The organism is Flavobacteriales bacterium (assembly GCA_026129465.1).
GTDB lineage: Bacteria > Bacteroidota > Bacteroidia > Flavobacteriales_F > PHOS-HE28 > PHOS-HE28.
This window is the reverse complement of the sequence record JAHCIA010000001.1, coordinates 3,472,517-3,499,138: the sequence shown is the minus strand read 5'-3', so window position 1 is coordinate 3,499,138 and position 26,622 is coordinate 3,472,517. Positions and strand designations below refer to the sequence as shown.

Sequence of the window (26,622 nt, the reverse complement as noted above, 5' to 3'; positions counted from 1 at the left end):
CAACGGACCATTGACCAAGGAACCTGGCATCGGCTTCTTCGAACGCTATCTCACCGGCTGGGTGGGTCTTTGCATCGGCACGGGCATCCTTGTTGGCGAGTTCGCCGGCGACAACATGCAGGCCGTGGCCGATCTGGAATACAGCCACGTGAATCTGCCGGTCGCCATCCTCATCTGGCTGATGATCTACCCCATGATGGTGCAGGTGGACTTCGGTTCCATCACACGCATCCGGCCGCAATTGAAAGGACTTGGTCTCACGGTGACCATGAACTGGTTGATCAAACCTTTCACCATGGCCTTCTTCGCCTGGCTCTTCTTCAGCCAACTCTACGGCGCCTGGCTCGCTCCGGAGCGCGCGCAGGAATACATCGCCGGGGCCATACTGCTCGGTGCCGCGCCCTGTACCGCCATGGTCTTCGTGTGGAGCTGGCTCAGCGGCGGCGACCCCAACTACACGCTGGTGCAGGTGAGCGTGAACGACCTGGTCCTGCTGGTGCTCTTCGTGCCCATCGTACAATTCCTGCTGGGCATCACGGGCATCGCCATCCCCATGGATGTGCTGATCACATCGGTGGTGGTCTTCGTGGTGATCCCGCTCGTGGCCGGCTACCTGACCAACCGCTGGCTGGTACGCACACGCGGCGAGGACTGGTTCAAGACACGCTTCCTGCCCAAGCTGAAGCCTGTCTCCATCGTGGCCTTGCTCACCACCCTCGTGCTGCTCTTCGCCTTCCAAGGCGCCAGGATCCTCGCCCAGCCTTTCGACATCCTGCTTATCGCCATCCCGCTGACCTTGCAGACCTACTTCATCTTCTTCCTCACCTGGAAAGGCGGCCGCTGGCTGAAGCTGCCCTACCGTACCTGCGCCCCGGCGAGCATGATCGGCGCCAGCAATTTCTTCGAGATGTCCGTGGCGGTGGCCATCGCGTTGTTCGGGCTGGACAGCGGTGCGGCCCTGGCCACCGTGGTGGGCGTGCTCATCGAGGTGCCCATCATGCTGCACTTGGTAAGCATCGCGAAGCGCTGGCGATACGCGTGACGGACCGTTCAGGTGGAACGCGGTCCGGGTGACAACTTTCGGACATGAACGCACGCGTGATCCTCTGGGCGGCCCGCATCTCGGGCACCCTCTTGCTCGCCTTCCTGCTCTTCATGCTCATCGGCCACCTCACCGGCGATGCCAACGGCCCCAACGGCATGCGCTTCAGCAACAACAGGGAACTCATCGCCTTCCTCTTCTTCCCGGTGTGCACCATCATCGGGCTGGCGCTCGCCTACAAGCGGGAACTCCTGGGCGGCACGATCGCGATCGGCAGTCTGGTGGCACTCTTCCTCCTGCGGCCCGATCTGATGCAGATGAGGTTCCTGTTGATGTTGCTGCCCGGCGTGCTGTACCTGCTGCACGGGACAATGTCCCGCCGAGGCAGGCTGGCCTGAACCGCGCTGGTCCTTCGTCCACCCCGGCCTACCTTCCCCACATGAAAGCCTGGGTACTGACCAAGTATGGCGAGCCGCGCACATCAATGGCCCTCCAGGATGTGCACGATCCGCATCCGGAAGCGAAGCAGGTGCTGATCCGTTGCGAAGGCTTCGGATTGAACTACGCCGACGTGATGGCCGTGAAGGGCTTGTACCGCGATGCCCCGAAGGCGCCCTTCGTGCCCGGCTATGAGGTGGTGGGGCGCGTGGAGCGCGCAGGGGCTGAAGTACCCCCCGGCCTGCTGGGCAAGCGCGTGGTGGCCATGACGCGTTTCGGTGGCTATGCCGAGCTGGCCGTGACCGACCACCGCGCACTGGCGGTGGTCCCCGATGACGTTCCGCTGGCCGAGGCCGCGGCACTGGCCACCCAGGGTTGCACCGCCTGGTACATGGCCATGATCGCACGGCCCTTGCGTCCAGGACAACGTGTGCTGGTCCACAGTGCCGCGGGAGGTGTGGGGCAACTGCTGGTGCAGCTCGCCGTGCATGCGGGCTGCGTGGTGTACGCGGTGGCCTCAGGGCCGGAGAAGATGGCCTACCTGGAAAAACTCGGCGCGCAGCACCCCATCGACCGCCGCAAGGGCGACTATGCTGTGCAGCTGCAGGCGCTGCTGGGCCGCGAGAAACTCGATGCCAGCTTCAATGCCGTGGGCGGATCCACCTTCCGCAAGGACCTGCGGCTGTTGGGCAGCGGCGGTGCGCTGATGCTCTTCGGCGGCAGCGAACGCGGCGAAGGCGGCCTCTTCGGCACCCTGCGTTTCGTGTGGCGCATGGGCCTGGTGGTGCCCATCTTCCTCATGATGAAAAGCAAGAGCCTGGTGGGCGTGAACATGCTGCGCATCAGCGAGCACAAGCCGGAACTCATCGCCGCCTGCCTGCAGGGCGTGGCGCAGGCCCATGCCGAAGGCTGGTTGAGACCGCAGGCGCATCGCAGCTTCGCCGGCCAGGGGTTGGCCGATGCTTTGGAGCTGCTGGGCAGTGGCGCTTCCATCGGCAAGGTGGCCGTGCGCTGGTAGGCGGCTTGCCACATCTGTTCAAGCTACTTCCGTCGGGATCGATACCTTGTCCATGGTGGAAGCACCGGACGGGATGCATGGACCAAGACCCAAGGTGATCCTGGTAAGCGGCGGCAGCAGCGGGCTGGGCAACGCCTTCTGCTGGCGCCTGGCGGAAAGCGGGCACACCGTGGTGGGCACCAGCCGCAAGCCGGACTTCGAGCCGATGGGCTGGGAGTTGATCCAACTGGATGTGATGGACCCTGCCAGCGTGCGACGTGCCGTGGACCACGTGTTGCTACGCCATGGCCGCATCGATGTGCTGGTGAACAACGCCGGCGTAGGCATCCAGGGCTCCGTGGAGGACCTCGACGACGACCTGGTGATGCGCGCCTTCCACACCAACTTCTTCGGCCTGCACCACATGTGCGACGCCGTGCTGCCCCACATGCGTTATCGGAGATCGGGGCTCATCGTCAACATCAGCAGCATCATATCCAACTACGGCCTGCCCTTCCGCGGTTTCTACAGCGCCAGCAAAGCGGCAGTGCAGCGCTACAGCGAGGCCCTGCGCATGGAGCTGCGGCCTTTCGGTGTCCATGTCTCCGTGGTGGAACCCGGTGGCTACCGCACCAACATCGGCCGCGACCGCCTGCGACCCGATGCACCAAGCGATGCCTACGGCGAAGCCTATGCGCGCAGCATGGATACCCTGCACAAGGACGAGACCATGTGCCGCGACCCGGACGAATGCGCCGTCTTGGTGGTGCGCATCGTGGGATCCAGGCGGCCGGCACACATGTACCGTCCCGCGCAACGCATCGCCCGGCTCAGCGTGGCCCTGAAGCGCTTGCTCCCCGGCACCTGGTTCGAGGGGATGCTGTGGAAGCACTATGGCTGAAAGGAAGCCGGGCACCTGCTCCTCGACGGAGCCTCGCGGCGCAAGGAGAAGAAGGCAGGATCGAAGATGGCCATAGCTATCCGGGGGCGCAGGGTGTGATCGACCCCTGGTCGGCAGGCCGGGAGGTTGGCGGCACCGGGCAACGCCTCCCGTTCAGTCCCTCACCTTCTCGAACACCATGCGGTAGTGCTCGAAGATCTCGCGCTCGAACACCTGCAGGTTGGGCGCGATCTGGTAGCGGCGCACCCACTTGCGGAAGTCGCTGCTGAAGAGCTTCGGCAGCAGCGAGGCATAGAGCAGGTACTTCACCGGGTGGAATTTGTTGAAGGCCGCCGTCCAGCGGTGGATCGTTTCGATGTAGTCCAGGCGTCCGCTGTCGGCATGGATCAGCTTGAAGTGTTCGCTGGCAGGCCGCGTCATCCCTTCCTGTCCATAGGGCAGCCATGAACCGGGGAACACATCGCACACCAGGTCCATCAGCTCTTCGCCGCTGTAGCTCTTGCGGTTCTTCCACACGTTGGTCTTGCCGAACTTGATGTCCTCGAAGTTCACCATGTTCGGGCCGAACACCATGGTCTGGCAGTAGAAGCGGCCACCCACCGGCAGCAGGTCGCTTACCTGCTTGAAGTAGGTGCGGTAGATCTCCTCCTGCTTGCCCGCGCGGTACTCCTCCACCGAACAGAGGTGCTCCGGGCTGCCCATGGCGCACACCGCATCGAACTTCCCGAAGGTCTCCGGGGTGATGTCCTTGCTGTCCATGTGGTGTACGTTGAGGCCGTTCTTGCGGCACGCGATGGCCTGCCCTTCGGCGAGGACCACGCCCGTGGTGTGCACCCCCTGCTTGTTCAGGAAATCGATGAAGGCGCCCCAGCCGCAGCCGATGTCGAGCACCTTGTCGCCCGGCTTGATGTTGCAATGCTCCATGATGAAGCGATGCTTGCGCTCCTGCGCCTGCTCCAGGGTGAGGGAGAAGTCGCCATCGAACCGGGCACCGCTGTACGCCCCTTTCTCTCCCAGGCTCAGCCGGAAGATCTTGTCCATGGTGGTGTAGTGCGCGTCGAGTTCCTGCTGGTCGGCCATGGGGAGGATCCAATTATCACCAGCGGTGTGCGGGCGGGGCGGGCAAGGTAAGCGTGGGCTCGGAGAAGGTCATGTCGGCCTTTCACCAGGAGCGGTCTGGGTCGGGGCGGAATGCGCCAACGCTAAAAGCCGAAGTGTTCCTCCATCACCCCCAGCACGTGACCATCATCACCTACCAGCCCTTCCATGGCAAATACCTTCGCCACCCCATTCCTCGACCCATGAGCATCCTTTCACGCACAGCCTCCCTCCTCGCCCTCACGGCCCTCCTCGCCGCCTGCTCGCAGGACAAGCCCGAAGCCAACAAGGACATGACCGCCGACGGCCATTCCGGGGCCACCATGAAGAGCCCCTCCAACGCGCGCGCCACCGCCATCAGTGACTGGTGGCCCAACCGCCTCGACCTCGGCATCCTGCGGCAGAACTCCTCGCTCTCCGATCCCATGGGTCCGGACTTCAACTATGCCGAAGCCTTCCAGAAGCTGGACTACAAGGCCCTGAAGGAGGACATCCGCAAGGTGCTCACCGAGTCGCAGGACTGGTGGCCCGCCGACTACGGCCACTACGGCGGTCTCTTCATCCGCATGGCCTGGCACAGCGCCGGCACCTACCGCTCAGGCGACGGCCGCGGCGGATCGCGCGCCGGGCAACAGCGCTTCGCACCCGTGAACAGCTGGCCCGACAACGCCAACCTCGACAAGGCACGCCGCCTCCTCTGGCCCATCAAGCAGAAGTACGGCAAGAGCATCTCCTGGGCCGACCTCATGATCCTCACCGGCAACGTGGCGCTGGAGGACATGGGCCTCAAGACCTTCGGCTTCGCCGGTGGCCGCGAGGACGTGTGGGAACCCGAGACCGATGTGTACTGGGGCGCCGAGCAGAAGTGGCTGTCCGATGACAAGCGCTACTCCGGCGAACGCGATCTGGAAACGCCCCTCGCCGCCGTGCAGATGGGCCTCATCTACGTGAACCCCGAAGGCCCCAAGGGCAACCCCGATCCCGTGCTCGCCGCCAAGGACATCCGCGAGACCTTCGGCCGCATGGGCATGAACGACGAGGAGACCGTGGCCCTCATCGCCGGTGGCCACACCCTGGGCAAGACCCACGGCGCCGGCCCTGCCAGCCACGTGGGCCCCGAGCCCGAAGCGGCCGGCATCGAGGAGCAGGGCTTCGGCTGGAAGAGCACCTACAAGAGCGGCAAGGGCGCCGATGCCATCACCTCCGGCCTGGAAGTGATCTGGACCTCCACCCCCACCAAGTGGGGGCACCTCTTCTTCGTGAACCTCTTCGAGAACGAATGGGAGCTCACCAAGAGCCCCGCCGGCGCGCACCAGTGGGTGGCCAAGAACCCCAAGATGATGGTGCCCGATGCCTTCGACAAGGAGAAGATGCACAAGCCCACCATGCTCACCACCGACCTCTCCCTGCGCATGGACCCCGTGTACGAGAAGATCTCCCGCCGCTTCTATGAGAACCCCGGCGCCTTCGACGAGGCCTTCGCCCGCGCCTGGTTCAAGCTCACCCACCGCGACATGGGTCCGCGCAGCACCTACCTCGGCCCCGAAGCACCCACTGAGGACCTCATCTGGCAGGACCCCATCCCCGCTGCGGACCACGCCCTCATCGGCACCGCCGACATCGACCGCCTGAAGAAGTCCATCCTCAGCTCCGGCCTCACCATCCCCGAACTGGTGGGCACCGCATGGGCATCGGCCTCCACCTACCGCCACTCCGACCGGCGCGGCGGGGCCAACGGCGCACGCATCCGCCTGGCACCCCAAAAGGACTGGGAGGTGAACAACCCCGCACAGCTCCAGAAGGTGCTCGCCGCGCTGGAGAAGATCCAGGCCGACTTCAACGCCAGCGCCGGCAACAAGAAGGTGTCCATGGCCGACCTCATCGTGCTGGGTGGTGATGCCGCCGTGGAGAAGGCCGCCGCCAACGCCGGCTACCCGGTGCGCATCCCCTTCGCGCCCGGCCGCACCGATGCCACCCAGGAGCAGACCGATGTGGAAAGCTTCGCCCTGCTGGAGCCCATGGCCGACGGCTTCCGCAACTACCTGAAGAAGCGCTACACCATCTCCACCGAGGAACTGCTGGTGGACAAGGCCCAGCTGCTCACCCTCACCGCGCCGGAGATGACCGTGCTGGTGGGCGGCATGCGCGCGCTCAACGCCAACTACGACGGCTCCAAGCACGGCATCCTCACCGCCAATGGCGACGCCCTCACCAACGAGTGGTTCGTGAACCTGCTGGACATGCGCACCGAGTGGAAGCCCACCTCCGACACCAAGGAGACCTTCGAAGGAAAGGACCGCGCCACCGGTGCTGCCAGGTACACCGCCACCCGCGCCGACCTCATCTTCGGCTCGCACTCCGAGTTGCGCGCCCTGGCCGAAGTGTACGCCAGCAGCGATGCCAAGGAGAAGTTCGTGCGCGACTTCGTGGCCGCCTGGCACAAGGTGATGCACCTGGACCGCTTCGACCTCGCGCGCCGCTAAGCGTTGGCGCAAGGCCTCAACACCACACCCCCGGTACCGTGCGCAGGCATGGTGCCGGGGGTGTTTGTTTGGGGGAGGGCGTGGTGGTCTTTGGGGCGTGCCCCCTCGCACCCTTCGACTCCGCTCTGCTACGCTCAGGGTCCTCGGGGTCCGGCTCTCCGCTATGCTCCTCGCTCGTACCTCGCTGCGGGGTGCCGCTGCGATCCGTCACGCACTGACGCTCCACTCAAGACCCCGTCACTGACCTGTAACCATTTTGGTTACATTCGCCGTATCTTCGCATGCGGATCATCGCCAAGGAAACACTTGAACGGTACGGCAAGAGGCACGTGCAGGCCTTGCAACCCTTACGCGCATGGCATGATCTGGTGAAGCAGGAAACATGGGCCACTCCAGAGGATATCAAGAGGACCTTCCCGACAGTGTCATTTGTTGGAGGGGACCGGTTGGTCTTCAACATCAAGGGCAATGCGTTCCGCTTGGTGGCACGTGTGCGCTACAAGAAACCCTCCACGAAGAACGGTGTGGTCTATGTCATCCGCATCATGACCCTCGCCGAGTATGACAAAGTGGACGTAACCACGCTGCGCTATGAAGGTTAAGCCCATCCGCACAAAAAAAGAGCACAAGGCGGCGTTGCTGCGTATCGAAGAGCTTTTCGACCTTGACCCCAAGGATGGCAGCCCCGAAGCCGATGAATTGGAGCTCCTGACCATGGTGGTGGAGGACTATGAGGACATCCATTACCCAGTGCCACCGCCCGAACCCATCGAGGCCATCAAGTTCCGATTGGACCAGATGGGGCTGAGCGAAAAGGACCTGGACAAATGGCTCGGTTCCCGCCAACGCCGTAGCGAGATACTCAACGGCAAGCGCAAGCTGAGCCTCAGCATGATCCGCACCCTGCACAAGCACCTGCGTATCCCGGCCGAAACGCTGATCCGCGAGTACAAGGTGAAGGTGGCCTGAAAGCCTACTTCCCGAACACCACTTCCCGAACACCACTTCCCGATGCCACTCCAGGTATTCGGGCTTCCAGCCGCAGGCTGGCACCTTGGAACTTGAGAAGGCACGGGCAGTGATGAAGGGGATGATGCGCTTGTGATCACGCATAGCAGCCCGGTGGCCATGGGCCCATTGGCCGGCACAGCCGGAAAGGTCACAGGCTGGGTTCTTGGGCCAGCGGTTTGGCGGCGCGAAGCGAGAGGCTTGGGGTTGCCGAAGGCAGCGGTTTGGGCTGGCTGGTGCGCGGATGGGCATTAAGCTGCGGAGCGGAATGGCTTTGAGGCCAGCGGGTCCTTGGGCCTTGGTTGATGGCCGATCGGTGGAGGGCGCAGGGTCCCCGAAGACGGGAGACCCTGCGGCGGTCTGGAAATGACCGTGCTGGTGGGCGGCATGCGCGCGCTCAACGCCAACTACGACGGTTCCGCCAACGGCATCTTCACCAGCACCCGCGATGCCCTCACCAACGAGTGGTTCGTGAACCTGCTGGACATGCGCACCGAGTGGAAGCCCACCTCCGACACCAAGGAGACCTTCGAAGGAAAGGACCGCGCCACCGGTGCACCCAGGTACACCGCCACCCGCGCCGACCTCATCTTCGGCTCGCACTCCGAACTGCGCGCCCTGGCCGAAGTGTACGCCAGCAGCGACGCCAAGGAGAAGTTCGTACGCGACTTCGTGGCCGCCTGGCACAAGGTGATGCACTTGGACCGCTTCGACCTCGCGCGCCGCTGAGCGTTGGCGAAGGGCCACCATACCACACCCCCGGACCGTGCGCAGGCATGGTGCCGGGGGTGATTGTGTGATGGAGTGCTGGGCGAGGTTTGTTTGGGCGTGCCCCCTCGCACCCTTCGGCTCCGCTCTGCTGCGCTCAGGGTCCTCGGGGTCGCGTGCTGCGCTGTAGCCGGACTTGTCAGGCCCAGCGGCTGCGGCACTGCGGGGTCACTCCTTCGTCGTGCCTCCTCGTTGCACGCATCCGCAAGGCCCTCCTGCGCCGGGCTGCCGCTTCGCCCGCTCACGCTTTTTAACCATGGCTATCTTGCTCACGGTCAAGGCCTGATCAGCCCCGTTCTTGATCGTGGAAAACTCACCCTTATGAACACCGGTTGAAACCTTTCCTTTGCAATTAACTTATAAGTGAATACATTTGTATCCATAGAACGCCTGGGCGAGTTCTGCTTCAAGCGGGTCACCTACTACTCGGTGCGCTTGGAAGGAAGGGACAACACGGAGTTCGAGGACTTTCTGGAACGCCATGAACACAATGAGAACATCAGGACAGAGCTGGACGAGCTCTTCTGGTGGCTCCAAGAGATCGGCACCCGTGTCGGTGCACGGGCGGACTACTTCAGGCCCGAACGCAGGGCACACGCCCTGCCCCCACCAAGCCGAAAGCTGCGCATGGTGCAACACAAGCATCTGCGCCTGTATTGCATGCGCATCAGCGACCATGTGGTCTTTCTGTTCAACGGAGGAGTGAAGACGGCCGCAACGGCCCAGGAATGCACCACTGTCAAACCCCACTTCGAGCGCGCCAACCGGCTGGCACTGGCCATTGACAAGGCGATCAGAGAAGGGGACATCAAGCTGAACGCGAAAGGAGACCGGTTGGAGTTCGATGAAGATCTAGAGTTAGCGGTATGAGCAAGAGCGTGATCCAACGGATGCGGGAACGCATCAGCCCCGAGACCAAACGCATGGTGGCGAAGAACCTCGCCATCTGCGAACAGGTGCGCCTGCTGCTGGCCGAAAAGGGCCTTACGCAGAAGGACCTGGCCGAACGCATGGGCAAGAGCCCGGCCGAAGTGAGCAAGTGGCTCAGCGGCCTGCACAACCTCACGCAACAGAGCATCGTGAAGATGGAGGAAGCCCTCGGGGCCGACATCACCATCACGCCGGAGCAAGCCAAGCATATGCTGCCCGATGTGCGTATGGTCCCGGTACCGGCCTATGCCACTCCATCGCGCAAGCACTTCTCCATGGAAAGCTGCACCGATGCCGAGCCCATGAACGTGGGCAAGGCGAACAACGGGATGAAACTGGTGGCATGAGCAAAGCGGACCCCACACCCAAGCGCCCTGTTCCAGATCCGACCAGGATCCACATCCTCGGCGTGTCCTTGGTGAAGGGTGCGCTTAACGCCAGTGACGCCTACCTGCAAGTCCCCGTCCGGCCAGAGCTCGTGAAGGTGCAGCAGCACCAGGTGTCGCGCATCAACGATGCCCAGAAGCTCTTCCTCGTGCGCCTCACCATAGAGTTGGAAGGGCAGGACAAGGATGCCCGGCCAATCGGCCTTTCCTCCTCCTATGTACTGGACTTCCAAGTGCGTGTGGACGACCTGGACGACTTCAAGCAAGGCGTGCAGCACGGCAACCCCGTGATCGATGGCCAGTTGGTGGCCACCATCATGGGCATCCTCTACAGTACCGCCCGCGGCATTATCCTGGAACGCACACGGGGCACCTTCTTCGATGGGGTCATCCTACCGGTGATCTCCCCCAAGGACCTCGCGAACCCTGGGCCGAGCGCTCCCGGTAAGAAGGGGTAAGCGTTGGCCCATTGGCCGGCGCAGCCGGAAAAGCCAAAGGCTGGGTTCTTGGGCCAGCGGTGCAGAGGCGCGAAGCGATGGGCTTTGAGTTGCCGAATGCAGTGATTTGGGCTGGCTGGTGGGAGGATGGGCTATAAGCCGCGGAGCGGGAAGGCTTTGAGGCCGGTAGGTTCATAGGCCTTGGTTGAGGGCCGATCGGTGAAGGGCTTAGGGGCCCGAAGACGGGAAAGCCTTCGGAGGCGTAGAGTGCCGCTCCAATCTGTCACGCGAAGCACACGCAAGGCCCACCCGCTAAGAGCCTATTCAGGCATAAGGACCTTGGAACCTTGGTCCGTTGATGTGCTGAAGATGGTCCGGATAATCAGCCGTCCAGACCTCGGTCTCGAACGCGATCTGATCGGCATACTTCGCGTGCTTCTTGCGCGTCAAGAACGCCGTCACGTACACGATGCCCGCTTTGCATCCTTTGAGCAGCTTCTTCAACTCCATGAGGCGTACCTCGCTTATCGGTCCGGAGCTATGCACGGCTTCGATAACGTACAGCCAGTTCTTCGACCTACTGTGGGCGATGACATCAGGCAACTCATCATGTGAAAGCTCGAAGAACCCCAACTCCTTCAGTCTTTCACGCTCGATGTGCAACAGCTTCTTCGATGTGTCGCCGACGTAGAGCACTTCCGCGCCATGCCCCCAAATGGGCAAGAACTCTTCGATGATCGCCTTCTGGAGTTCATTGTGTTTGCCCAAGGAGAACGCAAGCTCTTTGCCGCCTGGCAGTATGACAGGAATGCGCTTGACCTCACGCTTGCGCTGCAACTGCTCAGCCAACGAGGGCCTGTTCTTCATGAAAGCCGCCAGCCGCTTTGACCACTGGCTTGTGCCATAAGTTCTGACCAAAGCACCGAACTCAGACGACAGCGCATAGCCGCGCGTGGAATCATTCGTCGCACTGCCTTTCATTTCGCCGCTATTCACAACAAGCTCTGCAAGGCGAGGCAACTTCAAGTCCTTCCTGCGGATATCGTCGTAAGATCCTGACGAGATCTTCTCTTGGAAGCGTGGGTTCACGACCTTGATGATTCCACGCGTGGTCAGGAAATGCCCATTGTCGGCGCACTTGGCCTGCGACCAATCATCGAGAACATCCGCAAGCGCAAGGATGGCTTCTGCCATTCGCATTCTTCGGAGTACTGGCATATCGTCCACCGGAATGCCTACTGCATCAAGGATCTCCAACGCGGCATTGATCCGCTGCTTCGTCTTCGGCGTCTTCTTCGCCTTGGCCAGATAGTCTTTCATCAGAACAACGTTAGCTCACGGTTCGCCTTCACATTGCTCCGCTTGATCACTTTGGCATCTTCAGCAGGAAGGTCGTAGCACGCCTTGATCGCTTGGGCCATGTGGTAGGCCAGCATAGGAGGTACAGCGTTTCCGATCTGGTTGAACTGCTGCGTTTCGTTGCCCTTGAACTCGAAGTGGTCGGGGAAACTCTGAAGACGAGCTGCCTCTCTAACGATAACGCGACGGCGTCGGCCATCCTGCAAACGCACCCGGTGCATGTCGCCGGTAGCGCCTGCGAGATTGCGGCAGGTGAGCGTGCGCGCCGGACGGTCAGCGTAGAGGTCGCGTGGGTTGATGCAATGCGAGGCCTTCTCGTACTTGGCAACATAAGCATCCATAGCAGCGTTCAAGAACTTGCTCTCGGGTGGAGCTGTGTGCATCAGGTCGCCGATGGCCTCACCTACTGTGATCTTATGCTTCTGTTTGGCCGGGAAGTGGAACTCCGACCGATGGCCCACAACAAAGAGCCGCTCGCGGTTCTGGGGAACACCATGGTGTACAGCGTTCAGGAGCTTGTAATCCACGAGGTAGCCTAGTTTGGCGAACTCATCCAGGATAAGCTCGAAGTACCACTTATTGGCATACAGCAAGCCACGGACGTTCTCGAACATGAAGACCTTAGGTTGAAGCCGTTTCACCGCATCAATAAAGATGGGGAAGCCGTCGCGAGCATCTTCGATCCCGCGCTGATTACCGCCCACACTGAATGGTTGGCACGGCGGCCCACCGATCACTATGTCGGCTTGTGGAAAGTCGAAACCTACCTCAAGTTTCACGGCGTAGCACTCACTGCCCAGGTTGTGGCGGTAGCTCATAGCCGCCGGTCCGTTCATCTCGAAGCCGATGGTCTTGTAGCCAGCGGCCTCGAAACCCAAGGCCAAGCCACCGCAGCCCGCGAAAAGGTCCAGCACCACAGCCTCTTCATCGTGACGCGGCCGCAGAAGCCGGTTCATCTCTTCAACGTAACTCAGCATCAGTTATCAATCAGTTGTCGTACTCGCACTTCGATTGGCTCCAGCGTGGTTCGAATCTCCTGTTTCACAGCTGCGGTAAATACCTGAACCACTGCACTGCTGTCCACGTTCAGTAATCTCCCAATCTCATAGAATTCTCGGTGCGCAGCTGCATTCTTGCCTATGGAAGCAATCTGCTCCATTGTTGCCTCATCGACAGAAAGAGCCTCCGCAATCTTGTCACCAGCCTTGTCAAAACCTACCTCAACCAACCACTTCTCCGGGGTAGTTCCTCCCGGCAAATAACTGACTCTTTCATCGAACCAGCTCTCAGCCGCTTTCTTGTCGGTGACTGTTTCAAGCAGCTTCAGGAAGTTGGTGCGGAGGGTAGAATGCAGAGCTTCCTTGTCACCATCAAGTATGGCATAAAACTCGCCCTCCTTCAGGTTCTTGAACCGTGCTGCCATCTGCCTCACGATTGCGGAATCCGAGCCAATAGGTAGAACATTTGAACGACTTCTAACCGCATTGGTCAGGCTGAGACCAACCAAAGTCCTCGCAATGTCATCTTCAACGAACAAGTCAATTTCAGCACTGTTCTCGCCGGCCATCTTGCCAGCCGCATATCTATGACTAATGGCCTTCGTGACGATTGTTGAGTGCGTCAGGCTCTCAACATAGAATCGAGCCTCCGGTGGCAAGCACTTCATCACCACGGATGAGTGGGTTGTGCATATGATTTGGATCTTTCTCTGCGAGCAAAGCTCCTTCAACTCATTGATGAACCTTGTCTGTGCTTCTTCATGCAAACCCAGTTCAATCTCATCAACCGTGATGAGCATGCCTTCCCCGCACGAGAAGATTGCAGTGAGTAACTCGAAGACGGCATTCTCCCCCGCACCCATGTTGAACCCTGAATACACATAGTCACCGACTCCAACGATGGGCAACCTGTACTTGAGATATGACTTGTACTCAATGCTGGTATAGTTCCTTCCAAGGATTCTGCTCGCAATCTCCCGCACCTGGTCCTCCCAACCAGCCGGCTTTGCCAGCGTGAACTTGCCTCTACTGGAGATGTATGCGCTACGTTCGTAATGTGGCACCACTCGGTCGATCCCAAAGTGAATGACTGTTCTATTCAGCCGACTCGCATAGTCATTCCACTTCCCGCCATTCCCTTTCCATCGGCGTTGCCATCCCACACCCACTCCATCAGGCATTGCGGCGGTCTTCTTCCATCGGTTGTAGAACATGGAGTACCGAATCTCAATGCCTTCGGGATATACCTCTTCTGCCGACTGCACGAAGAAGTCCGAGAACGTATAGTAAGGTGTCCTCCTATGAGGAAGCTTAAAGGCTTCTGCTCGGCTATGATAAGCGCACGCTGCTATTGCCAAGATTGTCGACTTGCCGGAACCGTTTCTTCCAGCGAAGGCCGAAATGGGGTATTCAAAATCGATTCTGCACGGGTCAAGCCCTCGTATCCTGCCCTGTGTCAGCTCAATTCTGTGCAAAGAGGCCCTGGATGGATCATTTCTGAACCAACTGAAGTTCCTCTCGTCAGTGCCCGATCGTGAGTACTTCATCACTTACATGTTCCTCCGATACTGCCCCCCCACCTCGAACATCGCCTCGGTGAGCTGCCCTAGTGAGCAGTACTTGCACGCTTCCATGAGCACGGCGAATCCCGCTCTAGCGTCCGTAGGCCTCGTACCTCGGCCACGGTCGCTACGGCGGGACTTCGCTTTGCTCAGCATGCTCCTCATCACATATTCCTTCTGTACTGTCCGCCAACCTCAAACATAGCAGCAGTGAGCTGTCCAAGCGAACAGTACTTCGTGGCTTCCATGAGGACCTCAAACATATTCTCATTCCTTATGGCGGCTTGCTGCAGGTCCTTGATCGCCTTCGACGCTTCCTCGCTGTAGGCCGCGCGCAGGTTCTCCACCGTGGCGATCTGCGCTTCCTTCTCCTCCTCGGTGGCGCGGATCACCTCCTTCGGCAGGATGGTGGGTGAGCCCTTGCTGCTGAGGAAGGTGTTCACGCCGATGATCGGGTATTCGCCGGTGTGCTTCAGCGTCTCGTAGTAGAGGCTTTCCTCCTGGATACGGCTGCGCTGGTACATGGTCTCCATGGCGCCGAGTACGCCGCCGCGTTCGGTGATGCGGTCGAACTCGGTGAGCACGGCCTCTTCCACCAGATCGGTGAGCTCTTCGATGATGAAGCTGCCCTGCAACGGGTTCTCGTTCTTGGCCAGGCCGAGCTCCTTGTTGATGATGAGCTGGATGGCCATGGCGCGGCGCACGCTCTCCTCGGTGGGCGTGGTGATGGCCTCGTCGTAGGCGTTCGTGTGGAGCGAGTTGCAGTTGTCGTAGATGGCGTACAGCGCCTGCAACGTGGTGCGGATGTCGTTGAAGTCGATCTCCTGCGCGTGGAGGCTGCGGCCGCTGGTCTGGATGTGGTACTTGAGCATCTGGCTGCGCTCGTCGGCGCCGTAGCGGTGCTTGAGCGCCTTGGCCCAGAGGCGGCGCGCCACGCGGCCCATCACGGCGTACTCGGGGTCCATGCCGTTGCTGAAGAAGAAGCTCAGGTTGGGCGCGAAGGCGTTGATGTCCATGCCCCGGCTCAGGTAGTACTCCACGTAGGTGAAGCCGTTGGCCAGGGTGAAGGCGAGCTGGCTGATGGGGTTGGCGCCGGCCTCCGCGATGTGGTAGCCGCTGATGCTGACGCTGTAGAAGTTGCGGACCTTCTTGTCGATGAAGTACTGCTGCACGTCGCCCATCAACCGCAGCGCGAACTCGGTGCTGAAGATGCAGGTGTTCTGCGCCTGGTCCTCCTTCAGGATATCGGCCTGCACGGTGCCGCGCACGCTCTGCAGGGTCTCGGCCTTGATCTTCTCGTACACGTCCTTCGGCAGCACCTGGTCGCCAGTGATACCGAGCAGGAGCAGACCCAGACCGTCGTTGCCTTGGGGAATCTCGCCATGATAACGCGGCCTCTGGCCCTTGGCCGCTGGCTGCTGGCCGCTCGCATCCGCATTTGAGCGGCCAGCAGCCAGCGGCGAGGAGCCAGCAGCTTCCCACCGCTCCCGGATCTTGCGTTCCACCTCGGACTTCAGGCCGTTGGCAAGAATGTACTTCTCACAGTTCTGGTCGATCGCTGCGTTCATGAAGAAGCCGAGCAACATGGGCGCCGGACCGTTGATGGTCATGCTCACGCTGGTGGTGGGCGCGCTGAGGTCGAAGCCGCTGTAGAGCTTCTTGGCATCATCGAGGCAGCAGATGCTCACGCCGCTGTTGCCCACCTTGCCGTAGATGTCCGGACGGCGGCCGGGATCGTGGCCGTAGAGCGTGACGCTATCGAAGGCGGTGCTGAGGCGCTTGGCGGGCAGGCCCTGGCTGACGTAGTGGAAACGCTTGTTGGTGCGCTCGGGTCCGCCCTCGCCGGCGAACATGCGCGCGGGGTCCTCGCCGGTGCGTTTGAAGGGGTAGATGCCGGCGGTGTAGGGGTAGAAGCCGGGCGTGTTCTCCTGCATGGCCCAGCGCACCTTGTCGCCCCAGCTGCGGAACTTCGGCAGCGCCACTTTCGGGATCTTCAGGTGCGAAAGGCTCTCGGTGTGGTTGGGCACCTTGATCTCCTTGCCGCGAACGAGGTAGGTGTAGAACTCGCCGCCGTACTTCTCCTCCTCTCCTTTCCAGCCTTGGAGCATTGACCACAAGTGCGGATCCAGGTCCTTGCGTAGCTCTTCGAACTTCTTGGTGAGAGAGGAGAGCTCAGGTGAGGGAGGTGAAGGAGGTAATGGAGGTTGGACTCTTCCCTCGCTTTCCTTACCTCCCCCACCTCCCTTACCCTCTTCCAACAGATCCGGTCCACCGAAGGTGATGACAGCCGAGTACAGCCCATAGAGTTGATCCGCAATAGCGGCTTGGGTACGCACCCGTTCGTCGTACCTCCGATTGTTCTCCGAGATCTCGCTCAGGTACCGGCTCTTCGCGGGTGGGATGATCCACACCTTCTCGCTCATCTCGTCGTGCGCGTGGAAGGAGGAATCAAGTTGCACGCCGGTCTTCTCCTTGATCTTGGCCATCAGCTTCGCGTAGAGCGAATTGGTACCGGGATCATTGAACTGGCTGGCGATGGTACCCACCACGGGCAGGTCATCGTCGTTGGCGTCCCAGAGCTGGTGGTTGCGCTTGTACTGCTTCTTCACGTCGCGCAGGGCATCGAGGGCGCCGCGCTTGTCGAACTTGTTGATGGCCACCACGTCGGCGAAGTCGAGCATGTCGATCTTCTCCAGCTGCGTGGCCGCGCCGAACTCCGGCGTCATGATGTAGAGCGAGACATCGCTGTGGTCCAGGATCTCGGTGTCGCTCTGGCCGATGCCGCTGGTCTCCAGGATGATCAGGTCGAAGCCCGCGGCCTTCAGGATGCTCACGGCCTCCTTCACGTGCTTGCTCAGCGCGAGGTTGCTCTGGCGCGTGGCGAGGCTGCGCATGTACACGCGCTCGCCGCGGATGCTGTTCATGCGGATGCGGTCGCCCAGCAGCGCGCCGCCGGTCTTGCGCTTGCTCGGGTCCACGCTGATCACACCGATGGTCTTGGTGGGCTGGTCGAGGATGAAGCGGCGGATCAGCTCGTCCACCATGCTGCTCTTGCCCGCCCCGCCCGTACCGGTGATGCCCAGGATCGGGGCCTTGTTCGTGGCGGCCTTCTTGTGGATCTCGTCGGCGATCTTCCCGAACACCTCCGGGTGGTTCTCCGCGGTGCTGATCAGCTTCGCGATGGCCGGCCAGTTCTGCGGGCTCAGCTTCTTCGCTTCGCCGTTCACCTGATCACTCAGGTCGAAGTCGGCCTTTTCGAGCATGTCGTTGATCATGCCCTGGAGGCCCATCGCACGACCGTCATCCGGATGGTAGAGCCGCGTGATGCCGTAGGCGTGCAGGTCCTTGATCTCCTCGGGCAGGATCGTCCCGCCGCCGCCACCGAAGATCTTGATATGACCAGCCCCCTTTTCCTTCAGCAGGTCGAACATGTACTTGAAGTACTCGCTGTGCCCGCCCTGGTAGCTGGTCATGGCGATGGCGTGTGCATCCTCCTGGATGGCGGTGTTCACCACGTCCTCCACGCTGCGGTCGTGCCCCAGGTGGATCACCTCGGCGCCGGTGCTCTGGATTATCCGCCGCATGATATTGATGGCGGCATCGTGGCCATCGAACAACGACGCCGCTGTTACTACACGGATCTTGTGCTTCGGAACGTATGGAGGAGCTTGCACGAACGTGGACATGAGACCTAGAGAAGATTGAGCAACATTGACAACACGAGCGACGCGGACCTGCCTGCCGGCAGGCAGGTCTTGTGCTTGGGGACGTAAGGGGCAACGGTGGCTACGGACATAGGGCGAAAATACCAGTACGCGGTGAAAGGGTGCGATGATCTGGACGCAAGCGGGGCTGGGAGATCACCCCGGCCCTGATCCAGGACTCTATCCGTATTGCCCTACACCGCACCCTGACGCGCAAATCTGTCCGCCCCGAAGAGAAGATCGTCCGTGGGTCGAAACCCGGCCGAACACTCCGGGACGATGACCTTCTTTCCTAACCCAGGTCAAGTGCGCATCAGCTGTACATGGTATCTCTTTGCGCGCCGATAGCAACACGAAACGAAGCCTCATCCCATGAAACTCTTTGAAGTTCCGATAGCCCTGGTCACAATAGGAATGATCCACACATCAAGGCATATGTTGAAGATCGGGATATCCATGATCGTCGTGCTGCTCGCGTCACCGACGCAAGCGCAGGATGGTGTCCGCAACGGCTTTGGAATTGGTGGCCAGGTGGGGCAACATCAGAAGGACTTCGGCATCGGACTCCACCTGACCAGTCCGTACTTCGCCCACAAGAAGACAGCGGTGAGACTCCGGGGGAATGTGCTCTGGAACGAACACCTGAACGGTGCTTCCGAAACGACCTGGTCCTCATATTCCAACCTGTCATTGGGCTTCGTCCAAACGGTCGGCGAGCTGGGGGATCGCATGCGCGTCTACGGAGAAGGCGGCGCCATCTATCTGTTCCCATCCGAGGAATTCTCAACGCGATCGGTCGTGTTCGGCGGATATGGCTTGTTCGGGTTCGAATTCTTCCTGGATGAACACATGAACTACTTCATCGAGGCCGGGGGAGTGGGAACCGGAGCAAGAGCGGATGAGATCCCCGGAAAACCGATCTACTCGAACGGGTTCCTGATCAACGTGGGGGTCAGGGTCCAGTTCTAGATCGCGGCAGCCGGAAGAACGCGTCGATCGCACACGTGACCGCAGGGTGATCCCTAATGCAGGACCATCCTCCTCCTGATGCGGCTCAGGCTCTCCGGATGTATGCCAAGATACCGGGCCAATTTGTTCACAGGGATCAGCTTGACGCAGTCGGGATGTTCCTCAATAAGCTGCTTGTACATTTCTTCGGCTGTCTTGCTCAACAGGTCCTTTTCCCTGCGGGCTTTCCGCAGGTAAGCCTGTTCAACAAGAACACGGCCCAGCTTGTTGACCTCAAGTGACGTGGGATACTTGGTATACACCTCGTCATGATCGAAGCATTCCAGCTCGCAGTCCGCGAACGCCGTCATTTGCACGTCGGATGGTGTCTGCAGGAGAAAGGACGTGAGACAGGTGACCACTTCATCCCCGAAGTAGAAATCGATCACTTTCTCCGCGGTCGGATCTTCGATGCTCAGTTCAATGATCCCCTTACGAATGAAATAGACCCTTTTCTCGACCGCGCCATAGGCCGTAATGACCGCCCCCTTCTTGATGTCAACCTTACGGACCTCGAATGGCAAGGCTTCCAGGGTGGCCGCTTGATCCTGTACGAGATGCCGATAGAGGTGTATGAAATCCATGCCTCCCATCAACCTGACCGGTGACTGTGCACGAACGAACCTGCCCGGCTTGGCGATGGAAAGCTAAGTGTTTTCAAGCGAGTGGTCCGCCCTGCTTCGGACCTATCGTCCCCCATCGATGGAAGAGATCCCGCATCTGCTTCACCTTGGGCCTTGCTCTGGATGATCCCAGGCATGCTGAGCTGAACGAAGTCCCGCCTACGCGGGAAAGTTGATGGCGGCATCGTGGCCGTCGAACAGGGACGAAGCCGTCACCACACGCATCGTGCTCCTCGGAACGCAAGGCAGCGCTTGGACGAAAGTCGTGGACATGGAAGCGAAGTTGCCGGGATGAAGGCAAGACCCAATGGTCAAGACACAAGGTTGAAGACCGAAGGGGAACCGTGTCCGCGAACCTTGACAAATTGGAACTTGGGTCATGTGACTTGAGACTTTCGATCTGGCCGCCTTAACGGGCTGTTCGCGGTAGTTGCCTTGTCCGGTCCAGCGCCACCGGCAAGCTGCCGCTTCCATCCCTGGCGGAAACCTCACCTCCCGATCACCAGTTCCAACGGCTCGGTCCGGTACGCGATGCCACAGCTATACACGGTCATCGCAGGCACCACCAACCGGCCACGCTTACGGGGCTTGATCTGGTAGTAACGCCACTCGGCGAAGATGTGCACACCGTCCCGCCAGCTATCCGACCGCCCTTTCACTGGTCTGCTGAGCACGATGAATCTCCTGCCTTCCAGCATGGAGATGGAGTCGATCACTGCATCGATCTTGACCTCCAGTTCAATGATCTCGCCCCGACGGAAATATGAACCGCCGTCCTCCTGCCGGGCCACTCCCGGGAGGAACGTATCAAGCCGACCCGCATGCACGGATAGCTGCTGTGCATCCGAGGGATGCGCGCCAAGTAGAACGAATAGCGCGGTCAGGGAACCGTGCAACATGGAGCTCGGCATGGGCGCGAAGGTACTGGTGGAGGAAGAGGGGGAACCGCCGATCCAACAGGTATTCATCCTGGACTTCACAGGACTACCGCTACCCTCAACGAAAGAAGCAGCATTCAACCGACCACGCACGTCCTTTCAGTAGATTCGGCCATCATGCGAGGTCTCATACTCACACTTCTCGTCCTTCCACAGCTGGCCACCGCCCAGATCCCCAATGGCGGCTTCGAGAACTGGGCCGACCAGGGCGGCTACCTTGAACCGGTGGGTTGGCTCACCTACAATGATGTCCCGACCGTGGGTGGTGCGACCGTGGAGCAAGGGACACCGGGCAACCCGGGTAACTTCCACGTGGTGATCACAACCCGTCAGTCCGTGGGTGGTGGGTTTCCCATACAAGGTTGGACATCAGCAGGCATGTCCGGCACCAACGCCGGGTTCCCCTTCACAGCGCGCCCCGCAATGCTCACTGGGCAGTGGCAGTATGGCGTCCAGCCCAACGACACTGCACAGATCATAGTGGCATTGAATAATGGCGGCAGTGGAACACCGATCGCTTTTGGCACCCTCGAAGTGACAGGAAGCCTTGCCAACTGGCAGCAATTCCAGGTCCCCTTGACCTACTTCAGCACCGGAACACCCGACACCGCCTACATCCAGATCGTGTCCAGCATCAACTTCGGTGCTCCCGTAGCGGGCAGCTTCGTCAAGGTGGATGATCTGGCGTTCGTCGGTACGGTCGGAATGGAAGAAGCGAATGACCGTGTGTTGCTCGTCGTGTACCCCAACCCCGGCACCACCCACTTCACCCTATCCCTCCCGCCCGGCCCCCACAGCATCACCCTCTTCGATGCCACGGGCCGCGCGGTGCTGCACCAACGCACCGCCGATGCCCGGCCGGTGATCGCCACGGAAGCACTACCCGCCGGGTTATACCGCATCACCTTGCGCAACGAGCAGGGCGCGGTGATGGGCGCGACGTGGGTAAAGGAGCATTAGGGCCGAACACATCGCCCTTAGACGCCACCCGACGGAACAATAGGTGCAGCCTGCCTAGTCCCGCACCGGTCTCCTTACCGTTCGATCAGCAGCACTTCCACCTCGTCCTTCAACTTCGCGAACCGCTTGTCGGCAGTGATCAAGCGCACGTTCAGGAACGAAGCCGTGGCCACGATGATGGCATCAGGCAGCTTCAGCTTGTACCGCTTGCGAAGGTCCACCGCACGCCGCTGGATATCCGGCGCGAACTCCATGATCGTGGTCTGGGCCAGCAGTTCACGGATCACTTGTTCACCCGCAGCATCCAACGCTGGATGGCTTAGCAGTTCCACCTTGGTGATGACCGACAGGAAGATGTTGGTGCCCTGAAGGAGGTCCTCCAGTTCATCGCTCCCGTTCAGCAGGTAGAGAACGATGTTCGAATCGAGCAGGACGTTAGTTCCATTCATCACGGAGGGCACGCTGCACCTTCACGGCATCGCCTTTCAGCTTCAACACGCCGTTGAAGCGCTTGGCATCGAAGCCCTTCGCCTTCTTCGTCCTGGCTTTCCTCAGCAGGGCCTTCAGGCTCTTTCGAGGGGTGTTCCGCTTGACGATGACGACCATGCTTCAAAGATAGATCGTCAGGTACACATGCGCTCCGGCGTCGATCGCCGGGCCCAGACCAGTTGCCGGCGTTGAACACCGAAGTTCTTGGCAACGGTTACGACGGAGCAGCGTTCCCCCCACCCCACTCGTCTCCTCCGTACATTCGTTCTTCGTGCGCGTATCCTTCCTACCCATGGCCTTGCTGCCGCTGCTGGCCTGCGCCCAAAGCTGGTGCCCGCCGGGTGCCACATGGACACATGACTACGTGGATGTGATGATGGACCGCTACGGCATCACCCGGGTGGTCTACGAGGGCGACTCGCTGGTGGGTGGCTTCGTGGCACAGAAGCTCCGCGAAACGAATGTGATCGCGCCCTGGGGATCCAGCGACTACACGTCCTTCACCGTTCCGGTCCCCATACTCACGCGTTATGCCGATGACATCGTGTATGTCTGGGACTGGAACAATGCCTTCGACACCTTGATGTGGTTCGGTGCTTCGCCCGGGCAATACTGGTCCGGTCCAGGATTGGATGATGACCCGTTCTACAGGATCACCGTGCTCGATACCTCCACCGTGCTCATCGGTGGCATACCGCTTCGGCAACTCATCGTTCAGCGCGGCGAGTGGGATTGGATGCCACCGGATACCCTGAGGGAACGCATGGGCTTCAGCATCAACTACCTCAATGGGTGGTCGTGGTTCATTACCGACCAACCTTGGGCCGGAATGCGATGCTACCGCGATGATGGGTTATCCTTCAGCACAGTGGATGGGACCGACTGTGGTTACACACTATCCATCGGAACTGTCGCGGCGAATGTGCCGCCGGTGCCCTTCCCCAACCCCGGCACCACCCACTTCACCCTCGATCTTCCTCCTAGCCCCCACACCATCACCCTCTTCGATGCCACAGGCCGCATGGTGCTGGAACAGCGCACCGCCGATGCCTGGCCGATGATCGCCACGGAAAGGCTGCCTGCCGGGTTGTACCGGATCACCGTGCGTGATGAGCAGGGTGCGGTGATGGGGGCGACGTGGATGAAGGAGCGGTAGGCGCACGCTGTGCATCCATCAGGCCAAACCCTCTTCCCGAAACACCACGCGGACAGGACCACCCATCGGATCCTTCTCCACCTTGTAGCCCGGAAAGGCCAGGTACACCAGCAGCAAGGCCAGTACGCCCACCAGCACCGGCAATGCGATGGACGCGATGTAGAGCGCATCGGCTTCACCGCGTGCGAAGACGTGGCTCTTGCTCACCACCGTGCCAAGGGCGGCCACATTGGCCCAGCCCACCCACATCATCACTTCGCCCTGCCAGCGGTAGATGCTCCAGCCCAACAGCAATGTGGCGAGGGGCACCAGACCGATAAGGCGATAGGTATTGGCAAAGTCCACCTCCACGTTCAGCAGAGTGGGCAGCAGGCGGAGCAACGCATGGGCGAGAATGACCGCCAAGAGCAGCAGGTGCAGCTTGCCGTAACGCTCACGAACATGCAAGGTGGGCATGTAACGCAATGCCTCAGCCACCTTCTTCGGCTTGGCATCGGGGAACTCGGCCATCAGCAGATCGAAAGCCTGCTGCTTGGGCAGGCCGTAACCCAGAAGTTCCGATGCTTTGCGCTTGATCGCCTTCCTTGCCATGGTTCGGCAAAATTCCGGATCTCATTGGCGGATATCGCCCCAGTGATGGATCGGAGGGACCGTCCGTCAATACGAGGGGGTGCGGTACTCCATATGCAGGAAGGCCGCGCGCAAGAAAGGACGTTCTCGATCGTACCGACCGTTCAGGTCATCCCCTCCTCCGGGAACACCACCCGCTCCGCCCCACCCAGCGGATCCTTCTCCACCTTCGGCTTCGCGAAGACCTTGTGCGCCAGGTAGAGCGCCAGCGCGCCGATCCCGGCGGTCAATGCGCTTGCCAAGATGGTTTTCGGATCGCCGTTGCCCTTGGCCAGAGCACCCAACGCGCTCATCAGGGTCGTAGCCCCGAACAAGTTGCCCCATCCCACCCACTCGAACACCGGTCCGCTCCAGCGGTAGATGCTCCAGCCCACCAGCAACGATGCGATGGGCACCAGGCTGAGGTAGGCCGTGGGCATGTCCCACCGGATGGTATTCTGCCACACGGGACCCAGGATGCGCAGCAATGCCGAAGCGGCGATGAGCCCGAGCAGGGCCAGGTGCATGCCGCGATACCGCTCCCTGGCCCACAACGTGGGCATGTACCGAAGCAGCTCCGCCACCTTCTTCGGCTTGGCTTCGGGGAATTCGGCCATGAGCAGATCGAAGGTCTGCTGCTTGGGCAGCCCGTAGCCGAGGTGCTCCGCCGCTTTGCGCTTGATCGCCTTCATGCCCATGACTTCGCGAAGGTCGCGCCTGGGCCGGTAGTTGGAGGCCCGGCGATCACACGGTGGAGCCGTCCATCAGATCCCTTGGAAACGTCGAACACGCTTCAATCCACCTTGATCAACCTGCCGCTCCCCGTCACGCTCGCCTCCACCACGGGTGGATCGCCCGCGTAGTACACATCGCCGGCATTGGAGAGCTGCGCGAAGAGCGCATCGCGCGCCACGCAACGGATATCCCCGCTGCCGGTGCTGTTCAGCAGAACGAGTCTGGCGTCCAGCGCACGCGCGTCCAGATGGCCGAAATTGGCGGTGTAGAGATGAGCGGTATGCGTGGCGCCCGTGAGGGTGATGTCGCCCACGCCGGTGTGCAGGCCGATGTAGCAGGTGTCCACCGCAAGTTCCAGCCGCACGCCGCCCTGCCCTTCGAACTGCTCGAAGCGGAAGACCTCGGCGCGGATCGGTGTGGTGGCGGTGATATCGCCGATGCCCGCATAGGTGATGCGATGCAAGTGGGGCGTGGTGATGCGTACCAGGGGCAGTTCCTTCATGCTGCGCACCCAGTTGCACTGGATGGTGTTGTCCACGCGCAATTCGTCTCCTGCCACTTCAGTGATGATGTGCGTATGCAGGTTGCGGCCGGCCTCCACGGTGACCGACGGCCCGGCGAGACTGTCCTGTGTGATCACCAGGTCCACGCGGCCGCTGAGGCGGATGCTGTGGAAATCCGGCACCACACGTGTTTCCACCCGCATCGGCCCGGCGCTGGTGATGCAATCGTCCATGTTCTCACGCGCACAGCCGACGAGCAGCAGTGCGAGCAGCAGGATGGATGTGAAACGCCCGATCATCGGAAGCGGTAGCCGAGGCCGATCTCGAAGTGGTCGGCCACGAAGAAGTGCGACTTGATGCTGAGGTTGGCGAAGAGCTTCGGGGTGAGGTGCTGGCGCATGCCCACGCGTGTGTAGATGGCCGCACGCTCCTCCACGGGCGTGCGCAGGTAGGTGCCGGTCTCGAACTGCAGGGCCATGTCGCCCAGCAGCAGGTTGTAGCCCGCATGCACACCCACTTGCAGCAACTCGGTGGCCGGGCTGTCCGCCAGATCAGGCTCGGCGATGCGCAGGCTTTCCTTGTGGAAGAGGTCCACGCCGAAGCCTATCGAACTCTTGTTGCTCACACACCGGTAACCCGATCCCGTAAGCGAGATCACCGGCCTGCGCCCGCTGCCCACTGGGAAGACCTCGTTCCAGCCGACGTTGGCCATGACGAAGTAGCCCATTCGCCTGGCATCTCCGCTGCTGTCGCGGGCGACGTGAACCGGAGCGGATGCACCGAGCCGGCGCGTGTAGCCGGTTTGAAGCGTGATGACATTGATGCCGAGGTTGGGGCGTTGCATGGCGCCGTTGCTCAGGTGGTCAAGCGCGATACCGGCTTCCAGCGCATGCGGTCCCCAGGACCGGCGCATCACCATGGCCAGTTGCACGGCCAGGTTCAGACGGCTGCCGATCGAATGTTGCTTGTAGTTGTCCACGCGGTCGAAGGGATCGCGCACCAGACCCAGGCCCCAGCCGATGCGCGACTCCAGCTGCCAGGCATCACCGGGCGTGATGGGAAGCACGAGATAGGGCAGCACCCGGAAAGCGGGGCCCAACACGTCACTGCCCGGATCGAGCCACATGGCCCCGATGCCCCAGCGTGGACCTGCGAAGTTCCCATGCCAGGGCTTCCGCCCACTGAAGGGTCTTTCGGCATGCAGCTCCATGGCCCACGCGTGGCGGTCCACCATGATCCACAGGCTCTCGTGGTGCGGTGAAAGGAATCCCCCTTGGACACGCGCGCCCAGCTGCCAGCGTGTGCTGTCGGTGGCGCGAAGCGCCATCGGAAGCATCATCAGTAACAGGAGGTAGGAGAGGCGCACGGCGTGTGGGGTTGTCCGTTATCAGATGTCCAATGTCAGTTCCTCAAGCGTTGCGACGTGAAGGTGGCGCTGAAAGGATAGCGGAACGATCGCGGCCCATGCCTGACAACGGACAAGCTCCAAC

Annotated in this window: 27 protein-coding genes; 14 read left to right on the top strand and 13 right to left on the bottom strand. The window is 61.0% G+C overall.

Annotated elements, in window-relative coordinates; genetic code table 11:
* The first annotated feature begins 10 nt into the window (after window positions 1-10).
* Genes arsB through KIT10_14865 form a run of 4 tightly spaced genes read left to right on the top strand, consistent with a single transcriptional unit; the run spans window position 11 to window position 3,378 of the window.
* Window positions 11-1,042: an ACR3 family arsenite efflux transporter gene (gene arsB, locus KIT10_14880; protein MCW5900547.1), complete on the top strand. Its 1,032-nt coding sequence runs from the start codon at window positions 11-13 to the stop codon at window positions 1,040-1,042.
* Window positions 1,043-1,086: 44 nt separating this feature from the next.
* Complete coding sequence (locus tag KIT10_14875) at window positions 1,087-1,440, top strand: hypothetical protein (protein MCW5900546.1); 354 nt, start codon at window positions 1,087-1,089, stop codon at window positions 1,438-1,440.
* A gap of 41 nt (window positions 1,441-1,481) precedes the next feature.
* Entirely contained in the window at window positions 1,482-2,498 is a 1,017-nt protein-coding gene (locus KIT10_14870) for a zinc-binding dehydrogenase (protein ID MCW5900545.1), read from the top strand.
* Between the two features lie 52 nt (window positions 2,499-2,550).
* Window positions 2,551-3,378 carry an SDR family oxidoreductase gene (locus KIT10_14865; protein ID MCW5900544.1) on the top strand — a complete coding sequence of 276 codons (828 nt, stop codon included), beginning with the start codon at window positions 2,551-2,553 and terminating at the stop codon, window positions 3,376-3,378.
* A gap of 153 nt (window positions 3,379-3,531) precedes the next feature.
* On the opposite strand, the gene KIT10_14860 is transcribed toward KIT10_14865, so the two are convergent.
* Window positions 3,532-4,458, bottom strand: a complete 927-nt coding sequence (locus KIT10_14860; GenBank protein ID MCW5900543.1) for a class I SAM-dependent methyltransferase — start codon at window positions 4,456-4,458, stop codon at window positions 3,532-3,534.
* Between the two features lie 311 nt (window positions 4,459-4,769).
* Between KIT10_14860 and katG the strand changes: the two genes are divergently transcribed.
* The 7 genes from katG (at window position 4,770) to KIT10_14825 (ending at window position 10,509) form a co-directional block, all read left to right on the top strand.
* The gene (katG, locus tag KIT10_14855; protein ID MCW5900542.1) at window positions 4,770-6,959 is read left to right on the top strand and encodes a catalase/peroxidase HPI; all 2,190 of its coding nucleotides are present in this window, start codon (window positions 4,770-4,772) and stop codon (window positions 6,957-6,959) included.
* 281 nt (window positions 6,960-7,240) lie between these two features.
* Window positions 7,241-7,561 (top strand): type II toxin-antitoxin system HigB family toxin, encoded by a 321-nt coding sequence (locus tag KIT10_14850; GenBank protein MCW5900541.1) that lies wholly within the window; start codon window positions 7,241-7,243, stop codon window positions 7,559-7,561.
* On the top strand, window positions 7,551-7,928 hold the full coding sequence (locus KIT10_14845; GenBank protein ID MCW5900540.1) for a transcriptional regulator: 378 nt from the start codon (window positions 7,551-7,553) through the stop codon (window positions 7,926-7,928). The genes KIT10_14850 and KIT10_14845 overlap by 11 nt, the downstream gene beginning before the upstream one ends.
* Before the next feature lie 405 nt (window positions 7,929-8,333).
* Window positions 8,334-8,696 carry a hypothetical protein gene (locus tag KIT10_14840; GenBank protein MCW5900539.1) on the top strand — a complete coding sequence of 121 codons (363 nt, stop codon included), beginning with the start codon at window positions 8,334-8,336 and terminating at the stop codon, window positions 8,694-8,696.
* Between the two features lie 402 nt (window positions 8,697-9,098).
* Window positions 9,099-9,605, top strand: coding sequence for a hypothetical protein (locus KIT10_14835; GenBank protein MCW5900538.1), 507 nt, complete (start codon window positions 9,099-9,101; stop codon window positions 9,603-9,605).
* Window positions 9,602-10,012, top strand: coding sequence for a helix-turn-helix transcriptional regulator (locus KIT10_14830; protein ID MCW5900537.1), 411 nt, complete (start codon window positions 9,602-9,604; stop codon window positions 10,010-10,012). The genes KIT10_14835 and KIT10_14830 overlap by 4 nt, the downstream gene beginning before the upstream one ends.
* Complete coding sequence (locus KIT10_14825) at window positions 10,009-10,509, top strand: hypothetical protein (protein ID MCW5900536.1); 501 nt, start codon at window positions 10,009-10,011, stop codon at window positions 10,507-10,509. The genes KIT10_14830 and KIT10_14825 overlap by 4 nt, the downstream gene beginning before the upstream one ends.
* 303 nt (window positions 10,510-10,812) lie before the next feature.
* Here the strand turns inward: KIT10_14825 and KIT10_14820 are convergent, their stop codons facing one another.
* The 4 genes from KIT10_14820 to KIT10_14805 form a co-directional block, all read right to left on the bottom strand.
* Window positions 10,813-11,808 (bottom strand): hypothetical protein, encoded by a 996-nt coding sequence (locus KIT10_14820; GenBank protein MCW5900535.1) that lies wholly within the window; start codon window positions 11,806-11,808, stop codon window positions 10,813-10,815.
* Window positions 11,808-12,803: a DNA cytosine methyltransferase gene (locus KIT10_14815; GenBank protein MCW5900534.1), complete on the bottom strand. Its 996-nt coding sequence runs from the start codon at window positions 12,801-12,803 to the stop codon at window positions 11,808-11,810. The genes KIT10_14820 and KIT10_14815 overlap by 1 nt, the downstream gene beginning before the upstream one ends.
* A gap of 20 nt (window positions 12,804-12,823) precedes the next feature.
* Window positions 12,824-14,392 (bottom strand): ATP-binding protein, encoded by a 1,569-nt coding sequence (locus tag KIT10_14810; GenBank protein ID MCW5900533.1) that lies wholly within the window; start codon window positions 14,390-14,392, stop codon window positions 12,824-12,826.
* Between the two features lie 179 nt (window positions 14,393-14,571).
* Complete coding sequence (locus KIT10_14805; protein ID MCW5900532.1) at window positions 14,572-18,093, bottom strand: methylmalonyl-CoA mutase family protein; 3,522 nt, start codon at window positions 18,091-18,093, stop codon at window positions 14,572-14,574.
* A 474-nt stretch (window positions 18,094-18,567) separates the two neighbouring features.
* Between KIT10_14805 and KIT10_14800 the strand changes: the two genes are divergently transcribed.
* Window positions 18,568-19,080, top strand: a complete 513-nt coding sequence (locus KIT10_14800) for a hypothetical protein (protein MCW5900531.1) — start codon at window positions 18,568-18,570, stop codon at window positions 19,078-19,080.
* A gap of 53 nt (window positions 19,081-19,133) precedes the next feature.
* Here KIT10_14800 and KIT10_14795 read toward each other — a convergent pair whose 3' ends face one another.
* Together KIT10_14795 and KIT10_14790 are read right to left on the bottom strand one after the other, a co-directional pair.
* A complete protein-coding gene (locus KIT10_14795; protein MCW5900530.1) occupies window positions 19,134-19,703 on the bottom strand; it encodes a Crp/Fnr family transcriptional regulator in 570 nt (189 codons plus the stop codon).
* A gap of 527 nt (window positions 19,704-20,230) precedes the next feature.
* Window positions 20,231-20,653, bottom strand: coding sequence for a hypothetical protein (locus tag KIT10_14790; GenBank protein ID MCW5900529.1), 423 nt, complete (start codon window positions 20,651-20,653; stop codon window positions 20,231-20,233).
* 144 nt (window positions 20,654-20,797) lie between these two features.
* On the opposite strand from KIT10_14790, the gene KIT10_14785 reads away from it, so the two are divergent.
* Window positions 20,798-21,640: a T9SS type A sorting domain-containing protein gene (locus tag KIT10_14785; protein MCW5900528.1), complete on the top strand. Its 843-nt coding sequence runs from the start codon at window positions 20,798-20,800 to the stop codon at window positions 21,638-21,640.
* Between the two features lie 74 nt (window positions 21,641-21,714).
* Here KIT10_14785 and KIT10_14780 read toward each other — a convergent pair whose 3' ends face one another.
* Window positions 21,715-22,089, bottom strand: a complete 375-nt coding sequence (locus KIT10_14780) for a type II toxin-antitoxin system VapC family toxin (protein MCW5900527.1) — start codon at window positions 22,087-22,089, stop codon at window positions 21,715-21,717.
* Window positions 22,076-22,246 (bottom strand): hypothetical protein, encoded by a 171-nt coding sequence (locus tag KIT10_14775; protein MCW5900526.1) that lies wholly within the window; start codon window positions 22,244-22,246, stop codon window positions 22,076-22,078. The genes KIT10_14780 and KIT10_14775 overlap by 14 nt, the downstream gene beginning before the upstream one ends.
* A gap of 175 nt (window positions 22,247-22,421) precedes the next feature.
* Between KIT10_14775 and KIT10_14770 the strand changes: the two genes are divergently transcribed.
* On the top strand, window positions 22,422-23,285 hold the full coding sequence (locus tag KIT10_14770) for a T9SS type A sorting domain-containing protein (GenBank protein ID MCW5900525.1): 864 nt from the start codon (window positions 22,422-22,424) through the stop codon (window positions 23,283-23,285).
* Window positions 23,286-23,303: 18 nt separating this feature from the next.
* On the opposite strand, the gene KIT10_14765 is transcribed toward KIT10_14770, so the two are convergent.
* The 4 genes from KIT10_14765 to KIT10_14750 form a co-directional block, all read right to left on the bottom strand.
* A complete protein-coding gene (locus KIT10_14765; protein MCW5900524.1) occupies window positions 23,304-23,876 on the bottom strand; it encodes a hypothetical protein in 573 nt (190 codons plus the stop codon).
* A 143-nt stretch (window positions 23,877-24,019) separates the two neighbouring features.
* The gene (locus KIT10_14760; GenBank protein MCW5900523.1) at window positions 24,020-24,592 is read right to left on the bottom strand and encodes a hypothetical protein; all 573 of its coding nucleotides are present in this window, start codon (window positions 24,590-24,592) and stop codon (window positions 24,020-24,022) included.
* A 95-nt stretch (window positions 24,593-24,687) separates the two neighbouring features.
* Entirely contained in the window at window positions 24,688-25,431 is a 744-nt protein-coding gene (locus KIT10_14755; GenBank protein ID MCW5900522.1) for a DUF2807 domain-containing protein, read from the bottom strand.
* A complete protein-coding gene (locus tag KIT10_14750; protein ID MCW5900521.1) occupies window positions 25,428-26,471 on the bottom strand; it encodes an acyloxyacyl hydrolase in 1,044 nt (347 codons plus the stop codon). Before KIT10_14750 ends, KIT10_14755 begins: the two co-directional genes overlap by 4 nt.
* Window positions 26,472-26,622: the final 151 nt, after the last annotated feature.

Excerpts from the sequence above, each read along its gene's own strand:
- KIT10_14750 (MCW5900521.1), bottom strand. The coding sequence starts at position 26,471 with ATGATGCTTCCGATGGCGCTTCGCGCCACCGACAGCACACGCTGGCAG.
- KIT10_14820 (MCW5900535.1), bottom strand. The coding sequence starts at position 11,808 with ATGAAAGACTATCTGGCCAAGGCGAAGAAGACGCCGAAGACGAAGCAG.
- KIT10_14790 (MCW5900529.1), bottom strand. The coding sequence starts at position 20,653 with ATGCCGAGCTCCATGTTGCACGGTTCCCTGACCGCGCTATTCGTTCTA.
- KIT10_14785 (MCW5900528.1), top strand. The coding sequence starts at position 20,798 with ATGCGAGGTCTCATACTCACACTTCTCGTCCTTCCACAGCTGGCCACC.
- KIT10_14760 (MCW5900523.1), bottom strand. The coding sequence starts at position 24,592 with ATGGGCATGAAGGCGATCAAGCGCAAAGCGGCGGAGCACCTCGGCTAC.
- KIT10_14780 (MCW5900527.1), bottom strand. The coding sequence starts at position 22,089 with ATGAATGGAACTAACGTCCTGCTCGATTCGAACATCGTTCTCTACCTG.
- KIT10_14765 (MCW5900524.1), bottom strand. The coding sequence starts at position 23,876 with ATGGCAAGGAAGGCGATCAAGCGCAAAGCATCGGAACTTCTGGGTTAC.
- KIT10_14805 (MCW5900532.1), bottom strand. The coding sequence starts at position 18,093 with ATGTCCACGTTCGTGCAAGCTCCTCCATACGTTCCGAAGCACAAGATC.
- KIT10_14850 (MCW5900541.1), top strand. The coding sequence starts at position 7,241 with ATGCGGATCATCGCCAAGGAAACACTTGAACGGTACGGCAAGAGGCAC.
- KIT10_14870 (MCW5900545.1), top strand. The coding sequence starts at position 1,482 with ATGAAAGCCTGGGTACTGACCAAGTATGGCGAGCCGCGCACATCAATG.
- KIT10_14845 (MCW5900540.1), top strand. The coding sequence starts at position 7,551 with ATGAAGGTTAAGCCCATCCGCACAAAAAAAGAGCACAAGGCGGCGTTG.
- KIT10_14770 (MCW5900525.1), top strand. The coding sequence starts at position 22,422 with ATGGCCTTGCTGCCGCTGCTGGCCTGCGCCCAAAGCTGGTGCCCGCCG.
- KIT10_14795 (MCW5900530.1), bottom strand. The coding sequence starts at position 19,703 with ATGGATTTCATACACCTCTATCGGCATCTCGTACAGGATCAAGCGGCC.
- KIT10_14830 (MCW5900537.1), top strand. The coding sequence starts at position 9,602 with ATGAGCAAGAGCGTGATCCAACGGATGCGGGAACGCATCAGCCCCGAG.
- KIT10_14875 (MCW5900546.1), top strand. The coding sequence starts at position 1,087 with ATGAACGCACGCGTGATCCTCTGGGCGGCCCGCATCTCGGGCACCCTC.
- KIT10_14815 (MCW5900534.1), bottom strand. The coding sequence starts at position 12,803 with ATGAACCGGCTTCTGCGGCCGCGTCACGATGAAGAGGCTGTGGTGCTG.
- katG (MCW5900542.1), top strand. The coding sequence starts at position 4,770 with ATGACCGCCGACGGCCATTCCGGGGCCACCATGAAGAGCCCCTCCAAC.
- KIT10_14755 (MCW5900522.1), bottom strand. The coding sequence starts at position 25,431 with ATGATCGGGCGTTTCACATCCATCCTGCTGCTCGCACTGCTGCTCGTC.
- KIT10_14865 (MCW5900544.1), top strand. The coding sequence starts at position 2,551 with ATGGTGGAAGCACCGGACGGGATGCATGGACCAAGACCCAAGGTGATC.
- KIT10_14825 (MCW5900536.1), top strand. The coding sequence starts at position 10,009 with ATGAGCAAAGCGGACCCCACACCCAAGCGCCCTGTTCCAGATCCGACC.
- KIT10_14840 (MCW5900539.1), top strand. The coding sequence starts at position 8,334 with ATGACCGTGCTGGTGGGCGGCATGCGCGCGCTCAACGCCAACTACGAC.
- KIT10_14775 (MCW5900526.1), bottom strand. The coding sequence starts at position 22,246 with ATGGTCGTCATCGTCAAGCGGAACACCCCTCGAAAGAGCCTGAAGGCC.
- KIT10_14800 (MCW5900531.1), top strand. The coding sequence starts at position 18,568 with ATGATCGTCGTGCTGCTCGCGTCACCGACGCAAGCGCAGGATGGTGTC.
- KIT10_14860 (MCW5900543.1), bottom strand. The coding sequence starts at position 4,458 with ATGGCCGACCAGCAGGAACTCGACGCGCACTACACCACCATGGACAAG.
- KIT10_14810 (MCW5900533.1), bottom strand. The coding sequence starts at position 14,392 with ATGAAGTACTCACGATCGGGCACTGACGAGAGGAACTTCAGTTGGTTC.